17 protein-coding genes are annotated in these 18,744 nt (G+C 70.0%); 12 read left to right on the forward strand and 5 right to left on the reverse strand.

Annotated features, from left to right (window positions below):
* Positions 1–315: 315 nt before the first annotated feature.
* From GA0116996_RS19580 to GA0116996_RS19590, 3 genes are all read left to right on the forward strand, one after another.
* On the forward strand, positions 316–1,563 hold the full coding sequence (locus GA0116996_RS19580; protein ID WP_092314938.1) for an MFS transporter: 1,248 nt from the start codon (positions 316–318) through the stop codon (positions 1,561–1,563).
* A gap of 158 nt (positions 1,564–1,721) precedes the next feature.
* On the forward strand, positions 1,722–2,600 hold the full coding sequence (locus tag GA0116996_RS19585; protein ID WP_092314940.1) for a helix-turn-helix domain-containing protein: 879 nt from the start codon (positions 1,722–1,724) through the stop codon (positions 2,598–2,600).
* A 321-nt stretch (positions 2,601–2,921) separates the two neighbouring features.
* On the forward strand, positions 2,922–3,866 hold the full coding sequence (locus tag GA0116996_RS19590) for a mechanosensitive ion channel family protein (RefSeq protein WP_092314942.1): 945 nt from the start codon (positions 2,922–2,924) through the stop codon (positions 3,864–3,866).
* On the opposite strand, the gene edd is transcribed toward GA0116996_RS19590, so the two are convergent.
* On the reverse strand, positions 3,863–5,710 hold the full coding sequence (gene edd, locus GA0116996_RS19595; protein ID WP_092314944.1) for a phosphogluconate dehydratase: 1,848 nt from the start codon (positions 5,708–5,710) through the stop codon (positions 3,863–3,865). The two genes, GA0116996_RS19590 and edd, sit on opposite strands and share 4 nt — an antisense overlap.
* Before the next feature lie 217 nt (positions 5,711–5,927).
* Here edd and zwf point away from each other — a divergent pair, with 217 nt between their 5' ends.
* The 6 genes from zwf to GA0116996_RS19625 all read left to right on the forward strand — a co-directional run bounded on the left by zwf (position 5,928) and on the right by GA0116996_RS19625 (position 11,933).
* A complete protein-coding gene (zwf, locus tag GA0116996_RS19600; RefSeq protein WP_092314946.1) occupies positions 5,928–7,385 on the forward strand; it encodes a glucose-6-phosphate dehydrogenase in 1,458 nt (485 codons plus the stop codon).
* Positions 7,386–7,419: 34 nt separating this feature from the next.
* Positions 7,420–8,100 carry a 6-phosphogluconolactonase gene (pgl, locus tag GA0116996_RS19605; RefSeq protein WP_092314948.1) on the forward strand — a complete coding sequence of 227 codons (681 nt, stop codon included), beginning with the start codon at positions 7,420–7,422 and terminating at the stop codon, positions 8,098–8,100.
* Positions 8,101–8,146: 46 nt separating this feature from the next.
* On the forward strand, positions 8,147–9,160 hold the full coding sequence (glk, locus tag GA0116996_RS19610) for a glucokinase (RefSeq protein ID WP_092314950.1): 1,014 nt from the start codon (positions 8,147–8,149) through the stop codon (positions 9,158–9,160).
* 2 nt (positions 9,161–9,162) lie between these two features.
* On the forward strand, positions 9,163–9,876 hold the full coding sequence (locus GA0116996_RS19615) for a response regulator (protein WP_092314952.1): 714 nt from the start codon (positions 9,163–9,165) through the stop codon (positions 9,874–9,876).
* A complete protein-coding gene (locus GA0116996_RS19620; protein ID WP_092314954.1) occupies positions 9,876–11,201 on the forward strand; it encodes an ATP-binding protein in 1,326 nt (441 codons plus the stop codon). Before GA0116996_RS19615 ends, GA0116996_RS19620 begins: the two co-directional genes overlap by 1 nt.
* A gap of 276 nt (positions 11,202–11,477) precedes the next feature.
* Positions 11,478–11,933 (forward strand): YccF domain-containing protein, encoded by a 456-nt coding sequence (locus GA0116996_RS19625; RefSeq protein ID WP_092314956.1) that lies wholly within the window; start codon positions 11,478–11,480, stop codon positions 11,931–11,933.
* A gap of 4 nt (positions 11,934–11,937) precedes the next feature.
* Here the strand turns inward: GA0116996_RS19625 and GA0116996_RS19630 are convergent, their stop codons facing one another.
* The 3 genes from GA0116996_RS19630 to GA0116996_RS19640 are packed head-to-tail and all read right to left on the reverse strand — an operon-like array spanning position 11,938 to position 14,313.
* On the reverse strand, positions 11,938–12,411 hold the full coding sequence (locus tag GA0116996_RS19630; RefSeq protein WP_092314958.1) for a MarR family winged helix-turn-helix transcriptional regulator: 474 nt from the start codon (positions 12,409–12,411) through the stop codon (positions 11,938–11,940).
* A complete protein-coding gene (locus GA0116996_RS19635; RefSeq protein ID WP_092314960.1) occupies positions 12,408–12,635 on the reverse strand; it encodes a hypothetical protein in 228 nt (75 codons plus the stop codon). Before GA0116996_RS19635 ends, GA0116996_RS19630 begins: the two co-directional genes overlap by 4 nt.
* Positions 12,625–14,313 (reverse strand): FAD-dependent oxidoreductase, encoded by a 1,689-nt coding sequence (locus tag GA0116996_RS19640; protein ID WP_092314962.1) that lies wholly within the window; start codon positions 14,311–14,313, stop codon positions 12,625–12,627. The genes GA0116996_RS19635 and GA0116996_RS19640 overlap by 11 nt, the downstream gene beginning before the upstream one ends.
* A 189-nt stretch (positions 14,314–14,502) precedes the next feature.
* Between GA0116996_RS19640 and GA0116996_RS19645 the strand changes: the two genes are divergently transcribed.
* From GA0116996_RS19645 to GA0116996_RS19655, 3 genes are all read left to right on the forward strand, one after another.
* Positions 14,503–16,284, forward strand: coding sequence for an OPT/YSL family transporter (locus GA0116996_RS19645; RefSeq protein ID WP_092314964.1), 1,782 nt, complete (start codon positions 14,503–14,505; stop codon positions 16,282–16,284).
* Positions 16,285–16,413: 129 nt separating this feature from the next.
* Positions 16,414–17,571, forward strand: a complete 1,158-nt coding sequence (locus GA0116996_RS19650; protein ID WP_092314966.1) for an acyl-CoA dehydrogenase family protein — start codon at positions 16,414–16,416, stop codon at positions 17,569–17,571.
* A gap of 30 nt (positions 17,572–17,601) precedes the next feature.
* Positions 17,602–18,174 (forward strand): hypothetical protein, encoded by a 573-nt coding sequence (locus GA0116996_RS19655; protein WP_092314968.1) that lies wholly within the window; start codon positions 17,602–17,604, stop codon positions 18,172–18,174.
* Positions 18,175–18,276: 102 nt separating this feature from the next.
* Here the strand turns inward: GA0116996_RS19655 and GA0116996_RS19660 are convergent, their stop codons facing one another.
* Positions 18,277–18,651: a hypothetical protein gene (locus GA0116996_RS19660; RefSeq protein ID WP_012357073.1), complete on the reverse strand. Its 375-nt coding sequence runs from the start codon at positions 18,649–18,651 to the stop codon at positions 18,277–18,279.
* Positions 18,652–18,744 lie beyond the last annotated feature (93 nt).

Consider the following 18,744-nt stretch of genomic DNA (forward strand, 5'->3'; position numbering starts at 1 on the left):
TTCCTGGGAGAGCGGCGCGTCCCGCTGTGCCGGAAGCGGTGGTCCGGACGGTCGCGCCAATGGGCGGCGATTATAAATGCGAGTGATTCTCAAAGGCGAGTAGAGCAGCATCCCGCTACACCCCGGTGTCGCGCCTCTGCATCATTGTGCGGACAAGAAAGCAAAATTCGCGCTCGATTCCGCACATTTCGAGGATTGCGTGTGCATGCGTCGGCATCTGCATGCAGCAATTAAGTACACGCTTTAGAATCTGCCCTTTGCGCATGGCGAACCCGCTTCCCGTGCGCAAGCTCCGCCCCCCTTCCTGCCCCATCCATGTCTTCCCCTGCCACCGTTCCGGCCGCCGAGCCGGACAGCGTCTTCCGTGATTCCGTCTTTCGCCGCTATTGGTTCGCGCGGCTCTGCACCACCATCGGCTACCAGATCTTTACCGTGGCGGTGGGCTGGCAGATGTACGACCTGACGCGCGACCCGCTGATGCTGGGCATGGTCGGGCTGGTGCAGTTCCTGCCGTCGGTGGCGCTGATCCTGATGTCGGGCCACGTGGCGGACCGCTTCGACCGGCGCCGCATCGTGCGCACCTGCCAGTCGATCGAGGCGCTGCTGGCCGCCGGCATGGCCGCCGCCAGCCTGGGCGGCTGGATCGACAGCCATCACATCTTTGTTTTCGTCGCGCTGATCGGCGCCACGCGCGCGTTCGAGAACCCGACGCTGCAGGCGTTGTTGCCCAGCGTCGTCACGCCGCGCCAGTTGCCGCGCGCGGTGGCGCTGGCCAGTTCGGCGGGGCAGGCCGCCATCATCATCGGCCCGGCCATCGGCGGCTTTGCCTATGTGGCGGGCCCGGGCGTGGTGTACACGCTGAGCGCGACCCTGTTTGCCATCGCCGCGGTGCTGGTGGGCGGCATCACGCTGCGCCAGGCGGCGCAGCGGCTGACCGCGCCGGTCAGCGTGCGCACCGTCTTTGCCGGTTTCGCCTATATCCGCGGCCGCCCGGTGCTGCTGGGCGCGATCTCGCTGGATATGGTCGCGGTGCTGCTGGGCGGCGCCGCGGCGCTGTTGCCGATCTACGCGCGCGACATCCTGCATACCGGACCGTGGGGGCTGGGACTGCTGCGCTCGTCCCCGGCCATCGGTGCGCTGGCGATGGCGCTGTGGCTGGCGCGCCATCCGCTGAACCGGCGCGCCGGACGCGTGATGTTCGCCGCGGTGGCGGTGTTCGGCGTCGCCACGGTGGTGTTCGGGGTCTCGACCTGGCTGCCGCTGTCGATGGCGGCACTGGTGGTGCTGGGCGCTTCCGACATGATCAGCGTGGTGGTGCGCTCCACGCTGGTCCAGCTCGATACGCCCGACGACATGCGCGGGCGCGTCGGCGCCGTCAATTCGGTGTTCATCGGCGCTTCCAACCAGTTGGGCGAGTTCGAGTCAGGCGTCACCGCCGCGCTGTTCGGCCCGGTGGGCGCGGTGGTCCTGGGCGGTGTCGGCACGCTGCTGGTGGTGGCGGTGTGGATGCGCTTGTTCCCGGCGCTGGCGGCGCGCGACAAGCTGCATGAACAGCCCGCGTGAATCGACGTGCAGGGCGGCATGGCGACAGCCGGGCGTACCCGATTCTGCGTGCGCGGCGGTGGTGCTGCCGGCGGTATAGTGATGCCTCGCGCGCCGACTTTCGTCGCTGAAAGTCGTGCCGATCATCGCTGCCCGCAGCCCACCACGCCTTGCGCCACATGACCTTGCCGACCGATCCGCTCCAGCGCCACGCGGTGTTCGCCGCGCTCAGCGGCTCGCGCGCTTCGCTGGAGCGCGCCGCGGCGCTGGGCGACGGCCTGGGCGTGGCGCTGTGGCGCAACCGGAACGACAGCACCGGCTATGCGCGGCCCGGTCACCACACCATGTCGGTCTACCTGCAGGGCGGCCACGCCACCTACCGCCGCGACCAGCCCGGCAACAAGGGCGCCCCGGGCAGGCTGTGCCTGTTGCCGGCCGACCATGAGTCGCGCTGGCATGTCGGCGGCCCGCAGCGCTTCCTGCATCTGTATTTCCGTCCCGAAACCCTGGCCTGGCACTGCGTGCGCCTGCTCGACCGCGAACCGCGCTCGGTGGCCTTGCGCGACCTGACCTTTGCCGACGATCCGCGTCTGCATGCCGTGAGCCAGCAGCTTGCAGCGCTGGACTGGCAGTTGCCCGAGGCCCGCATGGCCGGCAATGCGCTGGCGCACGAGGCGGTCAGCCACCTGGTACTGACCCACGCCGGCCGCGCCGCCCCGACCGACTGGCGCGGTGGCTTGTCGGCGCAGGCGCGGCGGACCGTGCGCGACTGGATCGAAAGCCATCCCGAAAGCAACCCGACGCTGGGCGAACTGGCGGCCATGGTGGGGTTGTCGGAATTCCACTTCGCGCGCATGTTCCGGGTGTCGTTCGGCATGCCGCCGCATGCGTGGGTGTTGCTGACCCGCCTCGAGCGCGCGCAACGGCTGCTGGCCGATCCGCGCCGCCCGCTGCATGAAGTCGCCGCCCGCGCCGGGTTTGCCTCGGCCAGCCACCTGAGCCGGCGTTTCCAGGCCGCCTTCGGCGTGACACCCGGCGCCTGGCGCGCGGGCGCGTAGCTCTTACGCGGTTCCGGGCAATCCGGCGCCAGCCGTTGCAGCGCAAGGCCTGGCGCCCACGCCTCTTGGATTTTGCGCCAGGTCCCGGGAACCCCCTCCCGCTTCGTTTGTCCCCTCCTATGTGCCGTGTTTTCGGCTTTGTCGGTGATCGTCTGACATCGTGCATTCAATACGCATTAATTTGTCAAACGCGAACCTCTGTTCAGGGTTCCGGCAAATCCTCCCGAGCATTGCCACGGCACGCAGAAACGGGTACGCATCGCCGCCCCGAGGCCAGCACCGTCGACAACCCTGACAACAACCGCAAACGGAGCCGCTCCCATGGATCTCAACTTTATCGATGCCGACCAGCTTGAGGCGGGCTGGTCCTATCTGGTCCGCTTCGCCATCAACCAGGGCATGAACTGCCTGGCGGCCATCCTGATCCTGATGATCGGCTGGTGGCTGTCGGGCCGCGTTGGCACCGCGGCACGGGGCGCGCTCAGCCGCACCCATGTCGATGCCACCATGCGCCCGCTACTGGCCAATGCGCTGCAGTGGATGGTGCGCGTGCTGACCATCGTGCTGGTGCTGTCGCAGTTCGGCGTGCAGACCGCCAGCATCATCGCCATGCTGGGCGCCGCCGGCCTGGCGATCGGGCTGGCGCTGCAGGGCACGCTGCAGAACATTGCCGCCGGCATCATGCTGGTGCTGCTGCGCCCGTTTCGCGTGGGCCAGTACATCGACGCGCAGGGCGTGGCCGGCACCGTGCGCGAGACCGGGCTCTTCATGACCGAGCTGACCACCTTCGATGGCGTCTGCCTGCGCGTGCCCAACGGCAAGCTGTGGGGCAGCGCCATCACCAACTACAGCGAGAACGCGACGCGGCGCGCCGACATCGAGGCCACGGTGACCTTCGACAGCGACGTGCAGCGCAGCCTGGAAGCACTGCGGGCGATGCTGGCGCGCGAGCCGCGGCTGCTGGCCGAGCCCGCCGCCGAAACCATGGTGGTCAACTACACCCAGCAGGGCATTACGCTGAACGTGCGCTACTGGACCTCGAACGACGATTACTGGAACGTGCGCTTCGCCTTCTACGAGCGCATCAAGCAGGTGCTCGAGCAAGCCGGCAGCAAGCTGGCGGTGCCGATCCAGGAGCTGCACGTGCCGGGCGCGGCGTCGGTGCCGGGCGTGGTGAAGGTGGCCGACAGCGCGCCGTCGGCCGCGCCGCGGCCGGCCGGGCCGTCGCACCAGCCGACGCGCCAGCCCGCGCGGCAACCGGGCTAGCCGCGCGCGCCCTGCGCCTCGCCCTCTTCCGAGAACAGCGTGCAGGCGCCGCTTTCGGCCGTGCTGACCTGGCGGCGGAAGGTCGCGAACAGGTCGCGGCCGACGCCATGGCGATTGGCGCTCAGGTCCGGGCGCGCCGGCGTGCGCGCCTGCCATTCGTTGTCGGGCACCAGCACGTCGAGCGTGCCCGCGGTCGCGTCGACGCGCATCATGTCGCCGCTGCGCACGCGCGCGATCGCGCCGCCGCGCAGCGCTTCCGGGCAGACATGGATGGCAGCCGGGACCTTGCCCGATGCGCCCGACATGCGTCCGTCGGTGACCAGCGCCACGTGGAAGCCGCGGTCCTGGAGCACCGTCAGCGTGGGCGTGAGCTTGTGCAGCTCCGGCATGCCGCACGAGGCGGGGCCCTGCCACGGCAGCACCGCAACGAAGTCGCGCTCCAGCTCGCCGCGCTTGAAGGCGTGCAGCACATCGTCCTGATGCTCGAACACGATCGCCGGCGCCTGCACCACCCGGTGCTCGGGCTTGACCGCGGAGGTCTTGATCACCGCGCGGCCGAGCCTGCCGTCGAGCAGTTTGATGCCGCCGTCCGGGGCAAAGGGCGCGTCGGCGGCGCGCACGATGCTGTCATCGAGCGGCGCGGCCGGGCCATCGATCCACGTCAGCTGGCCGTCGCGCAGCACGGGCTCGCGCGTGTAGTCCTGCAGGCCGCGGCCGACGATGGTCGTGACATCGTCGTGCAGCAGGCCGAGTGCGAGCAGGCCGCGGATCACCACCGCCAGCCCGCCGGCGGCCTGGAACTGGTTCACGTCGGCCTTGCCGTTCGGGTACACGCGCGCCAGCAGCGGCACCACCGCCGACAGTTCGTCGAAATCGTCCCAGCTCAGCACGATGCCGGCCACGCGCGCCATCGCGATCAGGTGCAGCGTATGGTTGGTCGAGCCGCCGGTGGCCAGCAGCCCGACGATGCCGTTGACGAAGGCGCGCTCGTCCAGCACCTCGGCCACCGGCGTATAGCGCTCGCCGCCGTGCACCAGCCTCAGCGCCTGGCGCGCGGCCTCGCGCGTGAGCGCTTCGCGCAGCGGCGTGTTGGGATTGACGAAGGCCGTGCCCGGCAGATGCAGGCCCATCATCTCCATCAGCATCTGGTTGGAGTTGGCGGTGCCGTAGAAGGTGCAGGTGCCGGGGCCGTGGTAGGAACGGGTTTCGGCCTCGAGCAGCTCCTTGCGGCCGATCTTGCCTTCGGCGTAGAGCTGCCGCGTGTGCGCCTTCTCGTCGTTGCTGATGCCGGTGGTCATCGGCCCGCCGGGCACGAACACCGCGGGCAGGTGGCCGAAGGACAGCGCGCCCATCACCAGGCCGGGCACGATCTTGTCGCACACGCCCAGGTACAGCGCGCCATCGAACATCTGGTGCGACAGCGCCACCGCCGTGGCCAGCGCGATCACGTCGCGCGAGAACAGCGACAGGTCCATGCCGTCCTGGCCCTGCGTGACGCCGTCGCACATCGCCGGCGTGCCGCCGGCAAACTGCGCGGTGCCGCCGGCTTCGAGCGCGGCTTCCTTGAGCCATTGCGGAAACGCCGCCAGGGGCTGGTGCGCGGACAGCATGTCGTTGTAGGCCGAGACGATGGCCAGGTTGGGCCGCTCGTCGGCCTTCAGCCGGATCTTGGCGGCGTCCGGCATGGCGGCCACCGCGTGGGCGAGGTTGGTACAGGAAAGCTGCGCGCGTTCGACCTTCTGCCCGGCCATGGCGCGGGTGCGGTCAAGATACGCCTGGCGCGAGGCGGTGCTGCGGGAGACGATGCGGGCGGTGACCCGCTCGAGCACTGGATGACGTGGCATGGGGTTCTCCTGCGGGGGAGCTTTCAGCCTAGCGCACTTTGCCGGGCCCTGCACGGCGCAGGGCGGTCGGTGGCCGGCCCGCGGCCAACGCGAACCACGCAGAAACGGGTACGCTTGCCTCGCCAAGCCGTAGCGACTCACGTAAACTGGCCGCTACCCGGCCGGCCATCGCGCGCCGGCCGCGACAACTCGAATCCTCAAGGAGCGCAGGGTGAGCATGCCTGATTTCGACATGGTGCTGTTCGGCGGCACCGGCGACCTGGCGCGGCGCAAGCTGTTGCCGTCCCTGTTCGATGCGCACCACGCGGGGCTGCTGCATCCGGCCGCACGCATTCTCGCCACCGGCAGCCAGCCGATGTCGAGCGCGGACTACATCGCCTCGCTGGAACAGAGCGTGCGGCCCGCGCTGGCCCATGCGCCGCCCGAGTCATGGGACAGGTTCTGCGCACGCATCCTCTACGTGCAGGCCGATGCACGCGTGCCGGCGCATTTCGATGCGCTGGCCGAGCAGCTGCTGTCGCGCAAGCCCGAGGTGGTGGTGTGCTATCTCGCCACCGCGCCGCACCTGTTCGTGTCGATCTGCGAGCAGCTGGCGCGCACCGGCCTGAACACGCGCCACGCGCCCAACGTGCGCATCGTGCTGGAAAAGCCGCTGGGCCATGACCTGGAATCGAACGAGGCCATCAACTCCGCGGTGGCGAAATTCTTTGCCGAAGAGCAGATCTACCGCATCGACCATTACCTGGGCAAGGAGTCGGTGCAGAACCTGATGGCGATCCGCTTCGGCAACGCGCTGTTCGAGCCGCTGTGGCGCCGCGAGTGGGTGCAGGACGTGCAGATCACCATCGCCGAAGAACTGGGCGTGGAAACGCGCGGCGACTTCTACGACCGCACCGGCGCGCTGCGCGACATGGTGCAGAACCACCTGCTGCAGCTGCTGTGCATGGTGGCGATGGAGCCCCCGGCCAGCCTCAGCGAAGACGCCATCCGCGACGAGAAGATCAAGATCCTGAAAGCGCTCAGGCCGATCACGCCGCAGGACGTGGCCGAGAAGACCGTGCGCGGCCAGTACCGCTCCGGCGCGATCGGCGGCAAGCCGGTGCCCGGCTACCTGGAGGAAGAAGGCATCGCGGCGGACAGCCGTACCGAGACCTTTGTCGCGATCAAGGCCGAGATCGCCAACTGGCGCTGGGAAGGGGTGCCGTTCTACCTGCGCACCGGCAAGCGCATGCAGTCGCGCGTGGCCGAGATCGTGATCCACTTCCGCGACGTGCCGCACGCGATCTTCCCGCGGCCGCTGACGCAGTCGCCGCAGAACCGGCTGGTGATCCAGCTCCAGCCCGAGGAAAGCATCCGCCTGTACTGCCTGGTCAAGCAGCCCGGCGATACGCTGGAACTGACGCCCACCTCGCTCGACCTGGACTTCGCCAACTCGTTCAAGGTGCGCCGCGCCGGCGCCTATGAACGGCTGCTGCTGGACGTGATCCGCGGCCGGCTGGGCCTGTTCGTGCGCCGCGACGAGCAGGTGCAGGCGTGGCGCTGGGTCGAGCCGATCATCGATACCTGGGAAGCCAGCACGGTCCCGCCCAAGCCCTATACCGCCGGCACCTGGGGGCCGGCGGCGTCGTCGGCGCTGATGTCGCGCGACGGCGGCCTGTGGCACGAGGAAGCTTGAGCCATGGGCTCGCATCACTGCAAAGGAAGTCGCCATGCGCCTGTTTGAACATCCCACGCCGATGGACCAGGCCGAGGCCCTGGCAATCTCGATCGGCAATGCGCTGGAGCTCGCCGTGCGCGTCAAGGGCTGGGCCGTGCTGGCGGTCTCGGGCGGACGCTCGCCGGTGGCGATGTTCGAGCGGCTGCGCCACCGGCACGTGCGCTGGGACGCGGTGACCATCACGCTGGTCGACGAACGCGTGGTGCCACCCGACCACGCCGACAGCAACGCCGCACTGGTACGCGACCACCTGCTGCGCGAGGCCGCGGCCAGCGCCGCCTTCGTGCCGCTGATTGCCGACGCACAGGACGCCGCCGCGCCCGCGCAGGCGGTGGCGCGCGCCAACGCCGCATTCCGCCAGCCCGACGTGGTGGTGCTTGGCATGGGCGAGGACGGCCATACCGCCTCGCTGTTCCCGGATGCGCCCGAACTGCAGGGCGCGCTGAGCGAGCCGCAGCCGGGCTACGTCATCACCCATCCGTCGGTGGCGCCGCATGCGCGCATCACGCTGAACCTGGCCGCGCTGCTGGCCGCCGAGCGCGTGTTCCTGTCCGTCTCCGGCGCGGCCAAGGCCGCGGTGCTGGAGCGCGCGCTGCAGGCCCCCACGCCGTCGTTGCCGGTGAGCCTGGTGCTGTCGCGCCACCGGCACGGGTTTGACGTGTTCAAGACCTGACCGCCCCACTTGCCCCACCTTTGCGCGAGGAACGAGATCCGCTGCCATGGCCACTACCGCATCCTTCTCCGCTGACTTCCCGCGCCTGCTCGGCGATGTAGGCGGCACCAACGTGCGCTTTGCGCTGGAGACCGCGCCCCTGCGGATCGGGCCGGTGACGGCGCTGAAGGTGGCGGATTTCCCGTCGCTGGAAGCGGCGCTGCGCCAGTACCTCGACGGCCTGGCCGGCGCGGGCCAGGCCACGCCGCGCCACGCCGCGATCGGCCTGGCCAATCCGGTGACCGGCGACCAGGTCCGGCTGACCAACCACAACTGGACCTTCTCGATCGACGGCATGCGGCGCGCGCTGGGGCTGCAGACGCTGGTGGCCATCAACGACTTCACCGCGCTGGCGCTGGCCCTGCCGCACCTGCCCGCCGAGGGCCTGGCGCAGGTGCGCGCCGGCACCGCGGTGCGCACCGCGCCGCTGGCGCTGATCGGGCCCGGCACCGGCCTGGGCGTTTCCGGACTGGTGCCGGCGCCGGGCGGACATGCCGTGGCGCTGGCCGGCGAAGGCGGCCATATCGAGCTGATGCCCGACACCGACGACGAATGGATTGCGTGGCGCGCGGCTCATGGCAAGGTCGGCCGGGTCTCGGCCGAGCGGCTCCTGAGCGGCAGCGGCCTGTCGCATATCCATGCCGCACTGGCCGCAGAAACGGGTACGCTCTTGCTCGCGCCGCTGCAGCCGGCGCAGGTCACCGCGGGCGCGTTCGAGCGCAACGACCCGCTGTGCCAGCGCGCCATGGCGGTGTTCTTCGGGCTGCTGGGCTCGGTCGCCGCCGATGTCGCGCTGGTCATCGGCGCGCGCGGCGGGGTCTACCTGGGCGGCGGCATCCTGCCGCGCTTCGTGCCGGCGCTGCAGGACTCGGTGTTCGCCGAGCGCTTTGTCGCCAAGGGCCGCATGCGCGGCTGGCTCGAGGCGGTGCCGGTCCATGTCATCACCGCCAGCCATCCGGCGTTGGCAGGGCTGGCGCAGGCGCTGGCCGAACGCCTCGGCGGCGCGGGCGGGAACGACTAGCCATGCGCGTGCTGCTGGTCGAAGACGACGCCATGATCGGCGAGAGCGTCAAGCTGGCGCTGCGCCAGGAAGGCTTTGCCGTGGATTGGGTGCGCGACGGCGAGGCGGGCCTGGCCGCGGCCAGCACCGCGGCGAACGGCCAGGCGTGCTACGACCTGATCCTGCTCGACCTGGGGCTGCCGCGCCGCCCCGGCCTGGAGGTGCTGCGCGCGCTGCGCGCGCGCGGCGTGCCCACGCCGGTGCTGATCCTGACCGCGCGCGACGCCGTTGCCGACCGTGTCGCCGGGCTCAATGCCGGCGCCGATGATTACCTGGTCAAGCCCTTCGACCTGCAGGAGCTGGCCGCGCGCATGCACGCGCTGGCACGCCGCGCCGCCGGGCGCGCCGAACCGCTGGTCACCTACGGCGACATCGTGCTCAACCCCGCCACGCGCGAAGCCACCTGCCGCGGCGAGCCGGTGCGGCTGTCGGCGCGCGAGTTCGCGCTGCTGTCGGCGCTGATGGCGCGCCCGGGCAAGGTGTGGTCGGTGCCGCAACTGCAGGAGCGGCTCTATGGCTGGGACGACGAGGTCGGCAGCAATACCGTCGAGGTCTACATCCACGCGCTGCGCAAGAAGTTCGGCGCGGCGCTGATCCGCAATATCCGCGGCGTGGGCTATGTGGTGCCGCGCCTGGACAGCGAAGCGGCCGCGGATGGCGACGGGGAGGCCGGCTGATGCGCTCGATCCAGCGAACGCTGCTGGCCTGGCTGGCGGCCGGCCTGGTAGCCGGCATCGCCATCGCCACCGCGCTGATCTACGGGCAGGCGCGGCAGGAGGCCAATGCGCTGTTCGACTACCAGATGAAGCAGATGGCCGCGGCGCTGCCGAGCCAGTTCCCCAACCCGGTGGCGCCGCCCTTCGTCGGCGCGCCCGGCGACCTCGCGCATGCCGACGAGGATGTGGTGATCCATATCTGGGATGGCTCCGGGCGCAGCCTTTATTTGTCGCACTCGCACCCGGCCCTGCCCGCGCGCGCCGAGCTGGGGTTCTCCAACGTGACCACGCAGCAGGGCGAATGGCGGCTGTACAGCATGCAGCTGGGGCCCGCCGTGGTGCAGATCGCGCAGCCGATGAGCGCGCGCCGCACGCTGGCCGCGCGCATGGCGCTGCGCACCGTGGCGCCGCTGCTGCTGTTGCTGCCGCTGCTGGGCTGGCTGGTGTGGATGGCGGTGGGGCGCGGCCTGCGCCCGCTGCGCGAGATCGCCACCGAAGTGCGCGCGCGCGACGCCAACACGCTGGCGCCGCTGGCGGTGCGCCCGATGCCCGACGAGATCGCGCCGCTGAGCGCGGCGCTGAACCAGCTGCTGGCGCGGCTCTCGCATGCCATCGACACCCAGCGCGCCTTCGTCGCCGATGCCGCGCACGCGTTGCGCACGCCGCTGACCGCGCTGCAGCTGCAGGCACAACTGGTCGAACGCGCCGACGACGGCGCCGCGCGCGACGAAGCCATCGCCAAGCTGCGCCAGGGGCTGGAGCGGCTGACCCACCTGGTGACCCAGCTGCTGACGCTGGCTCGGCAGGAACCGGGCGCGGCCGTGCCCACGCACGAACCGGTGGAACTGCATCAACTGGCCGCGGCCGTGGTCGCCGAGATGGCCCAGGCCGCGCTCGATCGCGACATCGACCTGGGACTGGACGGCAGCGCCGACGCCGCCCCCGTCGTGGTACGCGGCGACGCCGATGCGTTGCGCATCCTGCTGACCAACCTGCTGGACAACGCGCTCGCATACATCCCCGCCGGCGGCCGCATCGATGTGGCGGTGCGGCGCGGTGCCGACGCGCGTAGCGTGGAACTGGTGGTCAGCGACAACGGCCCGGGCATCCCCGCCGAGGAGCGCGCGCGCGTGTTCGACCGCTTCTATCGCGTGGCCGATGCGCCGAGCGGCGGCAGCGGACTGGGGCTCGCCATCGTCGCCGAGATCGCGCAGTCGCATGGCGCGCGGGTGGTGCTGGAGGATGCGGGGCCCGGGTTGCGGGTCAGGGTGGTGTTTCGGGTTTAGCCCAGGCAGGCCTTGCCGAATGCGACAGCCACCGTACGCAGAAATGGGTACGCTTTGCGCCCGCGGGCCGAGTCAGCCACGCCTTTGAGCGCGCTTGTTGTGCAGAGATATGCCGCGTAATCGCGGGCCTCGAAGGTGCTCGGGCCCGGCCTTGCCAGACCCCGCCGCAGCACGCAGAAACGGGTACGCTTTTGCGGCTCGGGCCGTCTGGCACCATGCCGGCACGACGCCATTGCGTATCATGCGTGTTCCTCCCCTCACTGGTGAAACGACAGCATGCGCGCGATCGGCAACTTCCTCTGGTTCATCCTTGGCGGCGTGGTGATGGGCCTCGCCTGGTGGCTGGCAGGGCTGCTCGCCTTTATCTCGATCATCGGCATCCCCTGGGGCAAGGCCTGCTTCGTGATCGGCAGCTTCACCTTTTTTCCGTTCGGCAAGCAGGCCATCAGCCGGCGCGAACTGACCGGGCGCGACGATGTCGGCACCGGCGCGCTCGGGCTGGTGGGCAATGTGTTGTGGTTTGTCTTTGCCGGCGTGTGGCTGGCCATCGGCCACGTCATGGCGGCGGTGGCCAACTTCGTCACCATCATCGGTATCCCGTTCGCGATCCAGCACCTGAAGCTGGCCGGCATTGCGCTGGCGCCGATCGGACAAACCGTGGTCAGCAACGAGATGGCGGAGGCCGCGCGCCGCGATGGCGCCCGCGCGCAGGTGGACCACCTGCGCCGCTGAGCGCTCAGGCGTCGGTGTCGTCGTCGGGGCTTTCCCCGTCCTGCTGGCCGGCGTGCGCCACCAGCCGGTCGAGCAGGCTGCCCAGCAGCGCCTGTTCGGCGTCGCTCAGGCAGCCGAAGATCTCTTCATTGCGCCGGGCGATCATGGCGATTGCCTGCCGGTACAGCGGCTTGCCCCGCGCGGTCAGCGACAGCACCACGCCGCGCCCGTCGGCCGCGCTGGCTTCCTTGCTGACCAGCCCGCGCGCCACCAGCGCCTGCGCCGAGCGGCTGGCCTGGCCCTTGGTCAGGTTGGCGCGCTGCGCCAGGGCGTTGACCGACAGCGGCGCGAAGGCGCCGATCGCCGCCAGGCAGCGCCCCTCGCTGAGCAGCAGCCCGCACTGCTCCAGGTAGGCGGCGGCGCTGTCCTTGTCGCTGAGCTTGTTGACCTGGTGCAGGCGGTAGGTCAGGAACTGTTCGAGGCGTGGCAGTGGCTTCATGGCGTTTCGGTTTCGGGCGTCGGCATTGTAGAGCCCCCGGCGGCCTCTTGCCGGCTGCGTGCCTCGGCTTCGTCGATCAGCGCCAGCACCGGCGCCAGCGCTTGCTGCCGGCTCATCAGGCCCAGGCACACCATCGCCAGCAGCAGCGGCGCGCGCGCTTCGCCGGTGCGGCCCATGGCTTCGCACAGTCGGGTATAGGCCTGGTCGAGGTCTTCAGCTTGCATGGCGGGCTCCGGTTTGCAGCAGGGGGGCGAGGGTGGCGCGCACGGCGTCGCATGACGGTTCGCGCCAGCGTGCCAGCACATAGCCATCGGGGCGGATGAGATACAGCGTGCCGGGGTTGGCACCATAGCGGGCGTGGGCCTGGCCGTCGACGTCGGCCAGCGCGGTGGCGCCGGCCGGGGCGCCGCTGACCACTTGATACGCGTGCAGGACTTGTGGATGTTCGCGCGCGAGCGCGGCAAGCGGCTCGGGCAGCGCCGATCGGTCGGCGGCATGCCCGAACCAGAGCAGCGTGAAGCGCTGCCCGAAGCATTGCGTCAGATGCCGGATGCCGTCCGGCCCGTCCACGCGCAGTTCCGGCGCGGGCAAGCCGGGCGCGGCGCCCGGGCAGTCGGTGCCGAAGTCGCTGGGACCGTTCAGCGCCGAATCGACATAGGCAATCGGCGCCGACTGCCGCGGATTGATCAGCGAACGCACTGCCGGCTCGGATGGCGCCAGCCGCAGCGTGGCCTCGCGCATCAGCTTGAAGGCGAAGTCGGGCGGCGCCATGAACTCGGTGCTCTTGGCGCCGTAGGCAAGGTTCTGGCGCGTGGCGTGCACGCGTTCGGCCGAGTAGGTGTCGAGCAGGCTGTCGCCAGCCTGGCCGCGCAGCACCCAGGCCAGCTTCCACGCCAGGTTGCCGGCATCGTCCAGCCCCGAATTGAGCCCGCGCACGCCAAAGATCGGCACCAGGTGCGCGGCGTCGCCGGCGAACAGGACGCGGCCGTGGCGGTAGTCCTGCAGGGTCAGGCACTTGGCGTTGTACATCGAGATCCACAGCGGCCGCCACGGCTCGGTTTCGCCGATCATGTCGAGGTGGCTCTGCACGCGCGGCAGCACGTTCTCGGGCCTGACCGCCTCGTCGGGGTCTTCGTCGTCGCGGATCTGGTAGTCGATGCGCCAGACATCGTCGGGCTGCCGGTGCATCAGCAGGGTCGAGCCGGGATTGGAAGGCGGGTCGAACCAGGCCAGCCGCTCCACCTCGCGCCGGGTTTTCTGCACGATATCGACGATCACGTAGCGCCCTTCGTACTGCGTGCCTTCCATGCGCAGGCCGAGTTGCTCGCGCACCGTGCTGCGTCCGCCGTCGCATGCCACCAGCCATTGCGCATCGACCTCCACCGCGCCATCGCCGGTCTCGATCTCGGCGACCACGCCGCCGGCGTGCTGGCGCAGCGTCCGCAGGCGCGCGCCGAAGCGTACCTCGGCAGGCGACGCGCCGCGCAGCGCGGCTTCGTGGGCGAAGGCCTCCAGGTAGTACTGCTGGATATTGACCATCGGCGCAAAGCGCTCGCCCGGCTCGCTCGGCATGTGGAAGTGCAGCACCTGCGTGTCGCGGTGGTAGCTGCGCCCGCCGACCCACGGCAGGCCGGTTGCGACGGTGGCCCGGTCGGCGCCCGCCCAGCCCAGGATCTCCAGCGAGCGCCGCGCCATGCAGATCGCGCGGCTGCCGGCGCAGTAGCCGTCGTCGGCTTCCACCACCAGCGTGGCGATGCCCTGGCGCGCCAGCAGCGCGGCCAGCGTCAGGCCGACCGGGCCGCCGCCGGCGATCAGCACCGGGATGCGTTGCGGCCAGGGGCGGGGCGAATCGGGCGGTGGTGCGGGCGGCACCGGCAGGTGAGGTGCGGGGAGGTCTGGCATGACGGGCGATGGGTCTGTGTAGGTGGTTGTGGGCGCAACTATATCGGCCAGATAGTTGCGCGCGAAACTAGTGTAAACCCGTCCGCCCAATACCGGCACTGCGATAGCGCAAACCCGCGCAACGGCCGCGGCCCGCCCCTTCGCCTATGCTTCGCAACAGGAACACTGTTCCGCTCAAGGCACCCTGCCATGCCCGTCTTGCCCTCCGACGCCGCGCCGCGCGTGGCCTGGCTGCCATCGCCCGGCAGCTGGCAATACCACCTGATGCTGGGCGCGGCCGGCATGCTGGTGCTGGGGCCGCTGGGTGGCGTGGCCGCGGCATACATGAATTTTTCGCTGGGTTTCTTTGTTGGCGGGCAGGTGCTGGCGGGCATCCTGGGCTCGGTGGTGACGGCCGGCTATGGCGCGTCCGGCCGCCATGGCGCCAACTACATCCAGACCGCGGCGGCGTCGGTGGCGGGCATGGGCGGCATGGCGGTGGTGCTGCAGGCGATGGCGTGGCTGGGCATGGCACAGCCGCCGCTGTGGCAACTGGTGCTGTACCTGCTGTGCATCGGCATGTTCGGCGTGGGCGTGGGCATGCTGTACACGCCGTTGCTGGTGGACCGCATGCAGCTGACCTTTCCGTCGGGCCTGGCGGTGGCCAACATCCTGCGTGCGCTGACCGATCCGGCGCTGTTGCGACGCTCGGTGGCGCGCCTTGGCGGCGGCATCGCGCTGGGCCTGGCCAGCGGGCTGGGGGCGGGGCGCGTGCCGTGGCTGGCCGCGCTGGACCTGTCCGCGGCCACCTTCGGCGCCGGCATGATCGTGGGCGCACGCGTGGGCGTTGCGGCGCTGGTTGGCGGGCTGGCCGGCTGGGCCATGACCCCGTGGTTCATCGACGCCGGCTGGCTCGCGCCGGGCGAGCCGTACCGCAAGGCCACGTTCCTGGTGGCGCTGGGCATGATCATGGGCGCGGCCGTGGTCGACCTGGCGCAGTTGCTGGTGCAGGCGTGCCGGCGCTGGCGGGCACGGCGCCAGCCGCAACCGGATGCACCGCGACGCGGGCCGGGCATGGGCTGGGTGGCGGCCTGGGCGCTGCTCTGGGGTGTGGCCACGGTGGCGGCGGGCGTGATGTGGTTCGGGCAGCCGCTGGCGTTCCAGCTGATTGCCGTGCTGCTGGCGCTGGTGTTCGCGCTGGTCAACGGCATCTCGGTCGGCATGGTCGACCAGAACCCGATTTCGTCGGCGTTCGTGCTGTCGGTGATCCTGATGGCGGCGGCCGGCCTGCGCGCGCCGCAGGTTGGCCTGATCGCCGCCACGGTGCTGCTGGTGGCCACCGCCGAGGCCAGCGACATGCAGCAGGACCGCTCCACCGGCTGGCGCCTGGGCAGCGACCGCATGGTGCAGTTCGGCTACCAGGTGGCGGGTATCGTGGTCGGCGCACTGGTCGCGGTGGCGATGGCGCGGCTGTTCCTGCAGGCCTATCCGGTGCTGGCGCTGGACCAGACCAGCCTGCCGGCCGACCAGCAGCCGGCGCGCTGGACATCGGCCATGACCTACAAGATCGTGGGCGTGCTCCATGGCCTGTCGCAGGACCGGGCCGGCCAGTATCTTGCGGTCGCGGCGGGGCTGGTGATCGGGCTGGCCACGGCGCTGTTGCGCCGCGCCATCCTCGGCCATCCCGCGTGGCAGCGCCTTGCGCGTTCCGGCCGAGCCGGCCAGGCGGCGGATTTCGTGCTGGATGCCGTGATCCTGCCTTCGCCCTATGCGTCGTCGTTCGGCGGCTTCGTCAACCTGGCGGCCGCGGCCTGGATGGCGGCGGGCGGCGTGCTGGCCAGCGCCGGGGCTGCGCTCGGTGCCGCCGGGGCGCGCCGGCAAGGCTTGCCGCGCGACATGAACACCGCGTCGCTGCTGGGCGGGGGGCTGATTGCGGGCGATGCGCTGGCGGCGCTGGGCATCGGCATGGCCGGCTTGCTGTCAGTCACCTGAGGCGCCGGGGGCGGCCGATTGTCAAATTTTGCTGACGCTTCTGTCCAAGATCCAATGGATTGTCAAATCGCGTCACCGGCGTACCATAGGCGGCCAGACTGACGTACTGGCTTGACCCGGAGAATCACCATGGCCCTAGACCAAGAATCCTTTGCCCTGCTGCGCGCCTCGGTGCAGCGCTTCATCGACGAACGCCTGAAGCCCGCCGAAGACACGCTGGAGGAAACCGACGACGTGCCCGCCGACATCGTCGCCGACATGAAGGAGATGGGGCTGTTCGGCATCTCCATCCCCGAGAACTACGGCGGCATCGGCCTGTCGATGTCGCAGGAATGCGATGTGGTCTATGACCTCGGCCATACCGCGTTCGCTTTCCGCTCGGTTTTCGGCACCAACGTCGGCATCGGTTCGCAGGGCATCCTGATGGATGGCACCGAGGAACAGAAGCAGCAATACCTGCCGCGCATCGCCAGCGGCGAGATGATTATCTCGTTCGCGCTGACCGAGCCCAACGCCGGTTCCGATGCGGCCTCGCTGCAGACCAAAGCGGAGCTGGACGGCGACCACTATGTCATCAACGGCACCAAGCGCTTCATCACCAACGCGCCGCGCGCGGGCGCCTTTACGCTGATGGCGCGCACCGGCGGCCCGGGCGCCGGCGGCATCTCGTCCTTCATCGTGCCGGCCGATACCCCGGGCATCTCGCTGGGCAAGCCTGACAAGAAGATGGGCCAGCGCGGCACCAAGACCTGCGACGTGGTGCTGGAGAACGTGCGCGTGCCGGCCGCCAACATCATCGGCGGCGTGCCGGGGGTGGGCTTCAAGACTGCCATGAAGGTGCTGGACCGTGGCCGCCTGCACCTGTCGGCGCTGGCCTGCGGCATGGCGCACCGGCTGATCACCGATGCCGTGGCGTATGCCAGGGAGCGCAAGCAGTTCGGCCGCCCGATTGGCGACTTCCAGCTGATCCAGGCGATGCTGGCCGACAGCCAGGCCGAGCTCTACGCGGGCCTGTCGATGGTGCGCGACTGCGCCCAGCGCTACGACGCCAAGCCCGCCGGCAAGAGCGATCCGGAAGTCAGCATGCTGGCCTCTTGCACCAAGATGTTCTGTACCGAGATGGTCGGTCGCGTCGCCGACCGCGCGGTGCAGATCCACGGCGGCGCCGGCTATATCGCCGAATACAAGGCCGAACGCTTCTACCGCGATGTGCGCCTGCTGCGCCTGTACGAAGGCACCACGCAGATCCAGCAGATGATCATCGCCAAGCATCTGCTGCGCGACTGACCCCCAACGGCCCGCGTGGCAGGAGTCGACATGGACACGATGCAGTACCGCGGGCGCGACGGTGCGCCGCAGGCAGGACATGATGACGGCGCGCCGCACCGGCTGCGCGCGGTGGTGGCGACTTATCGCCCCACGCTGCAGGCGTACACGCTGGCGGTATCGCCGGCCGAGCTGATGGCGCTCTGCGCGCTGCCGGCACAGATGGCGGCCAGCGTCGGCGGCACCCCGGACCCGCGCGTGCAGACGCACCTGGCGCGGCTGCGCACCGAGGTGCAGGGCAGCGGCATCGCTTTGCCCGGCGCCATCGTGGTGGCGGTCAGCGGCGGCCGCATGCAGTGCGAGTGCGACCACCTGTTCACGCTGACGCTGCAGCCGCGCCATGGCGACCGCCTGATCGTGATCGACGGCTACGAGCGCCTGCTGGCGCTGGCGCATGGCGAGCGCCGCCAGTGCAAGACGCTGGTGTCGGCGGTGCTGTGGCGCACCGCGCTGGAGGCCGCCGGGGCGGCACCGTCCGACGATGCCGCCAGGGACATCATCGACGCGCCGGTGGCACAGTCATGCGCCGCGCGCTGGGCCAACGCGACGCGGGTCTGGCATTGATCCGCGTGATTGGCGTGACCGGCGTGACCGGCGCAACGTAACGGAAGCCGCCTGCAGGGGCGGCTTCTTTATTTTCTGGTGAACGCAGGCGCGTTTACGCCGCTATTGCGGCCACACGCCATCGACCTCGCGCAGCAGGTGGCCGGCGAGAATGTAGTCCCCGAGCCGCGTGGCCTTGGCTTCGAGGTCGAGCAATTCATGGTCCGCCAGCGTGCCGAGATCGAACTGGCAATAGAGATTGCGTTGACGGAATGTGGCCTTGGGTTTGGCCAGCCCTTCGATCAGGGCTTCGCGGGAACGGACTGCGATGCTTTCTTGTCCGCGATATTGCACCTTGATACCGCGCTTTTCTCCGAGCCTGCCGAGTTCGACGGCGTCCTGCCATCCGGTTTCGTAGTCCAGCTCAAGCGCCAGCACGCCTTCCGAGGCCAGAAGCCTGAGCGCTTCTGCCTTGCTGCCAGCTCGCACGATTGACATCCACACCTCTTGTATCGACTTATACTGTACGAATATACAGTCAACCCGGGGTCGGGGCAAGGGCCTGGCGCCGCGTTGCCCGCGCTTGCGGAT

The organism is Cupriavidus alkaliphilus (assembly GCF_900094595.1).
Lineage (GTDB): Bacteria > Pseudomonadota > Gammaproteobacteria > Burkholderiales > Burkholderiaceae > Cupriavidus > Cupriavidus alkaliphilus.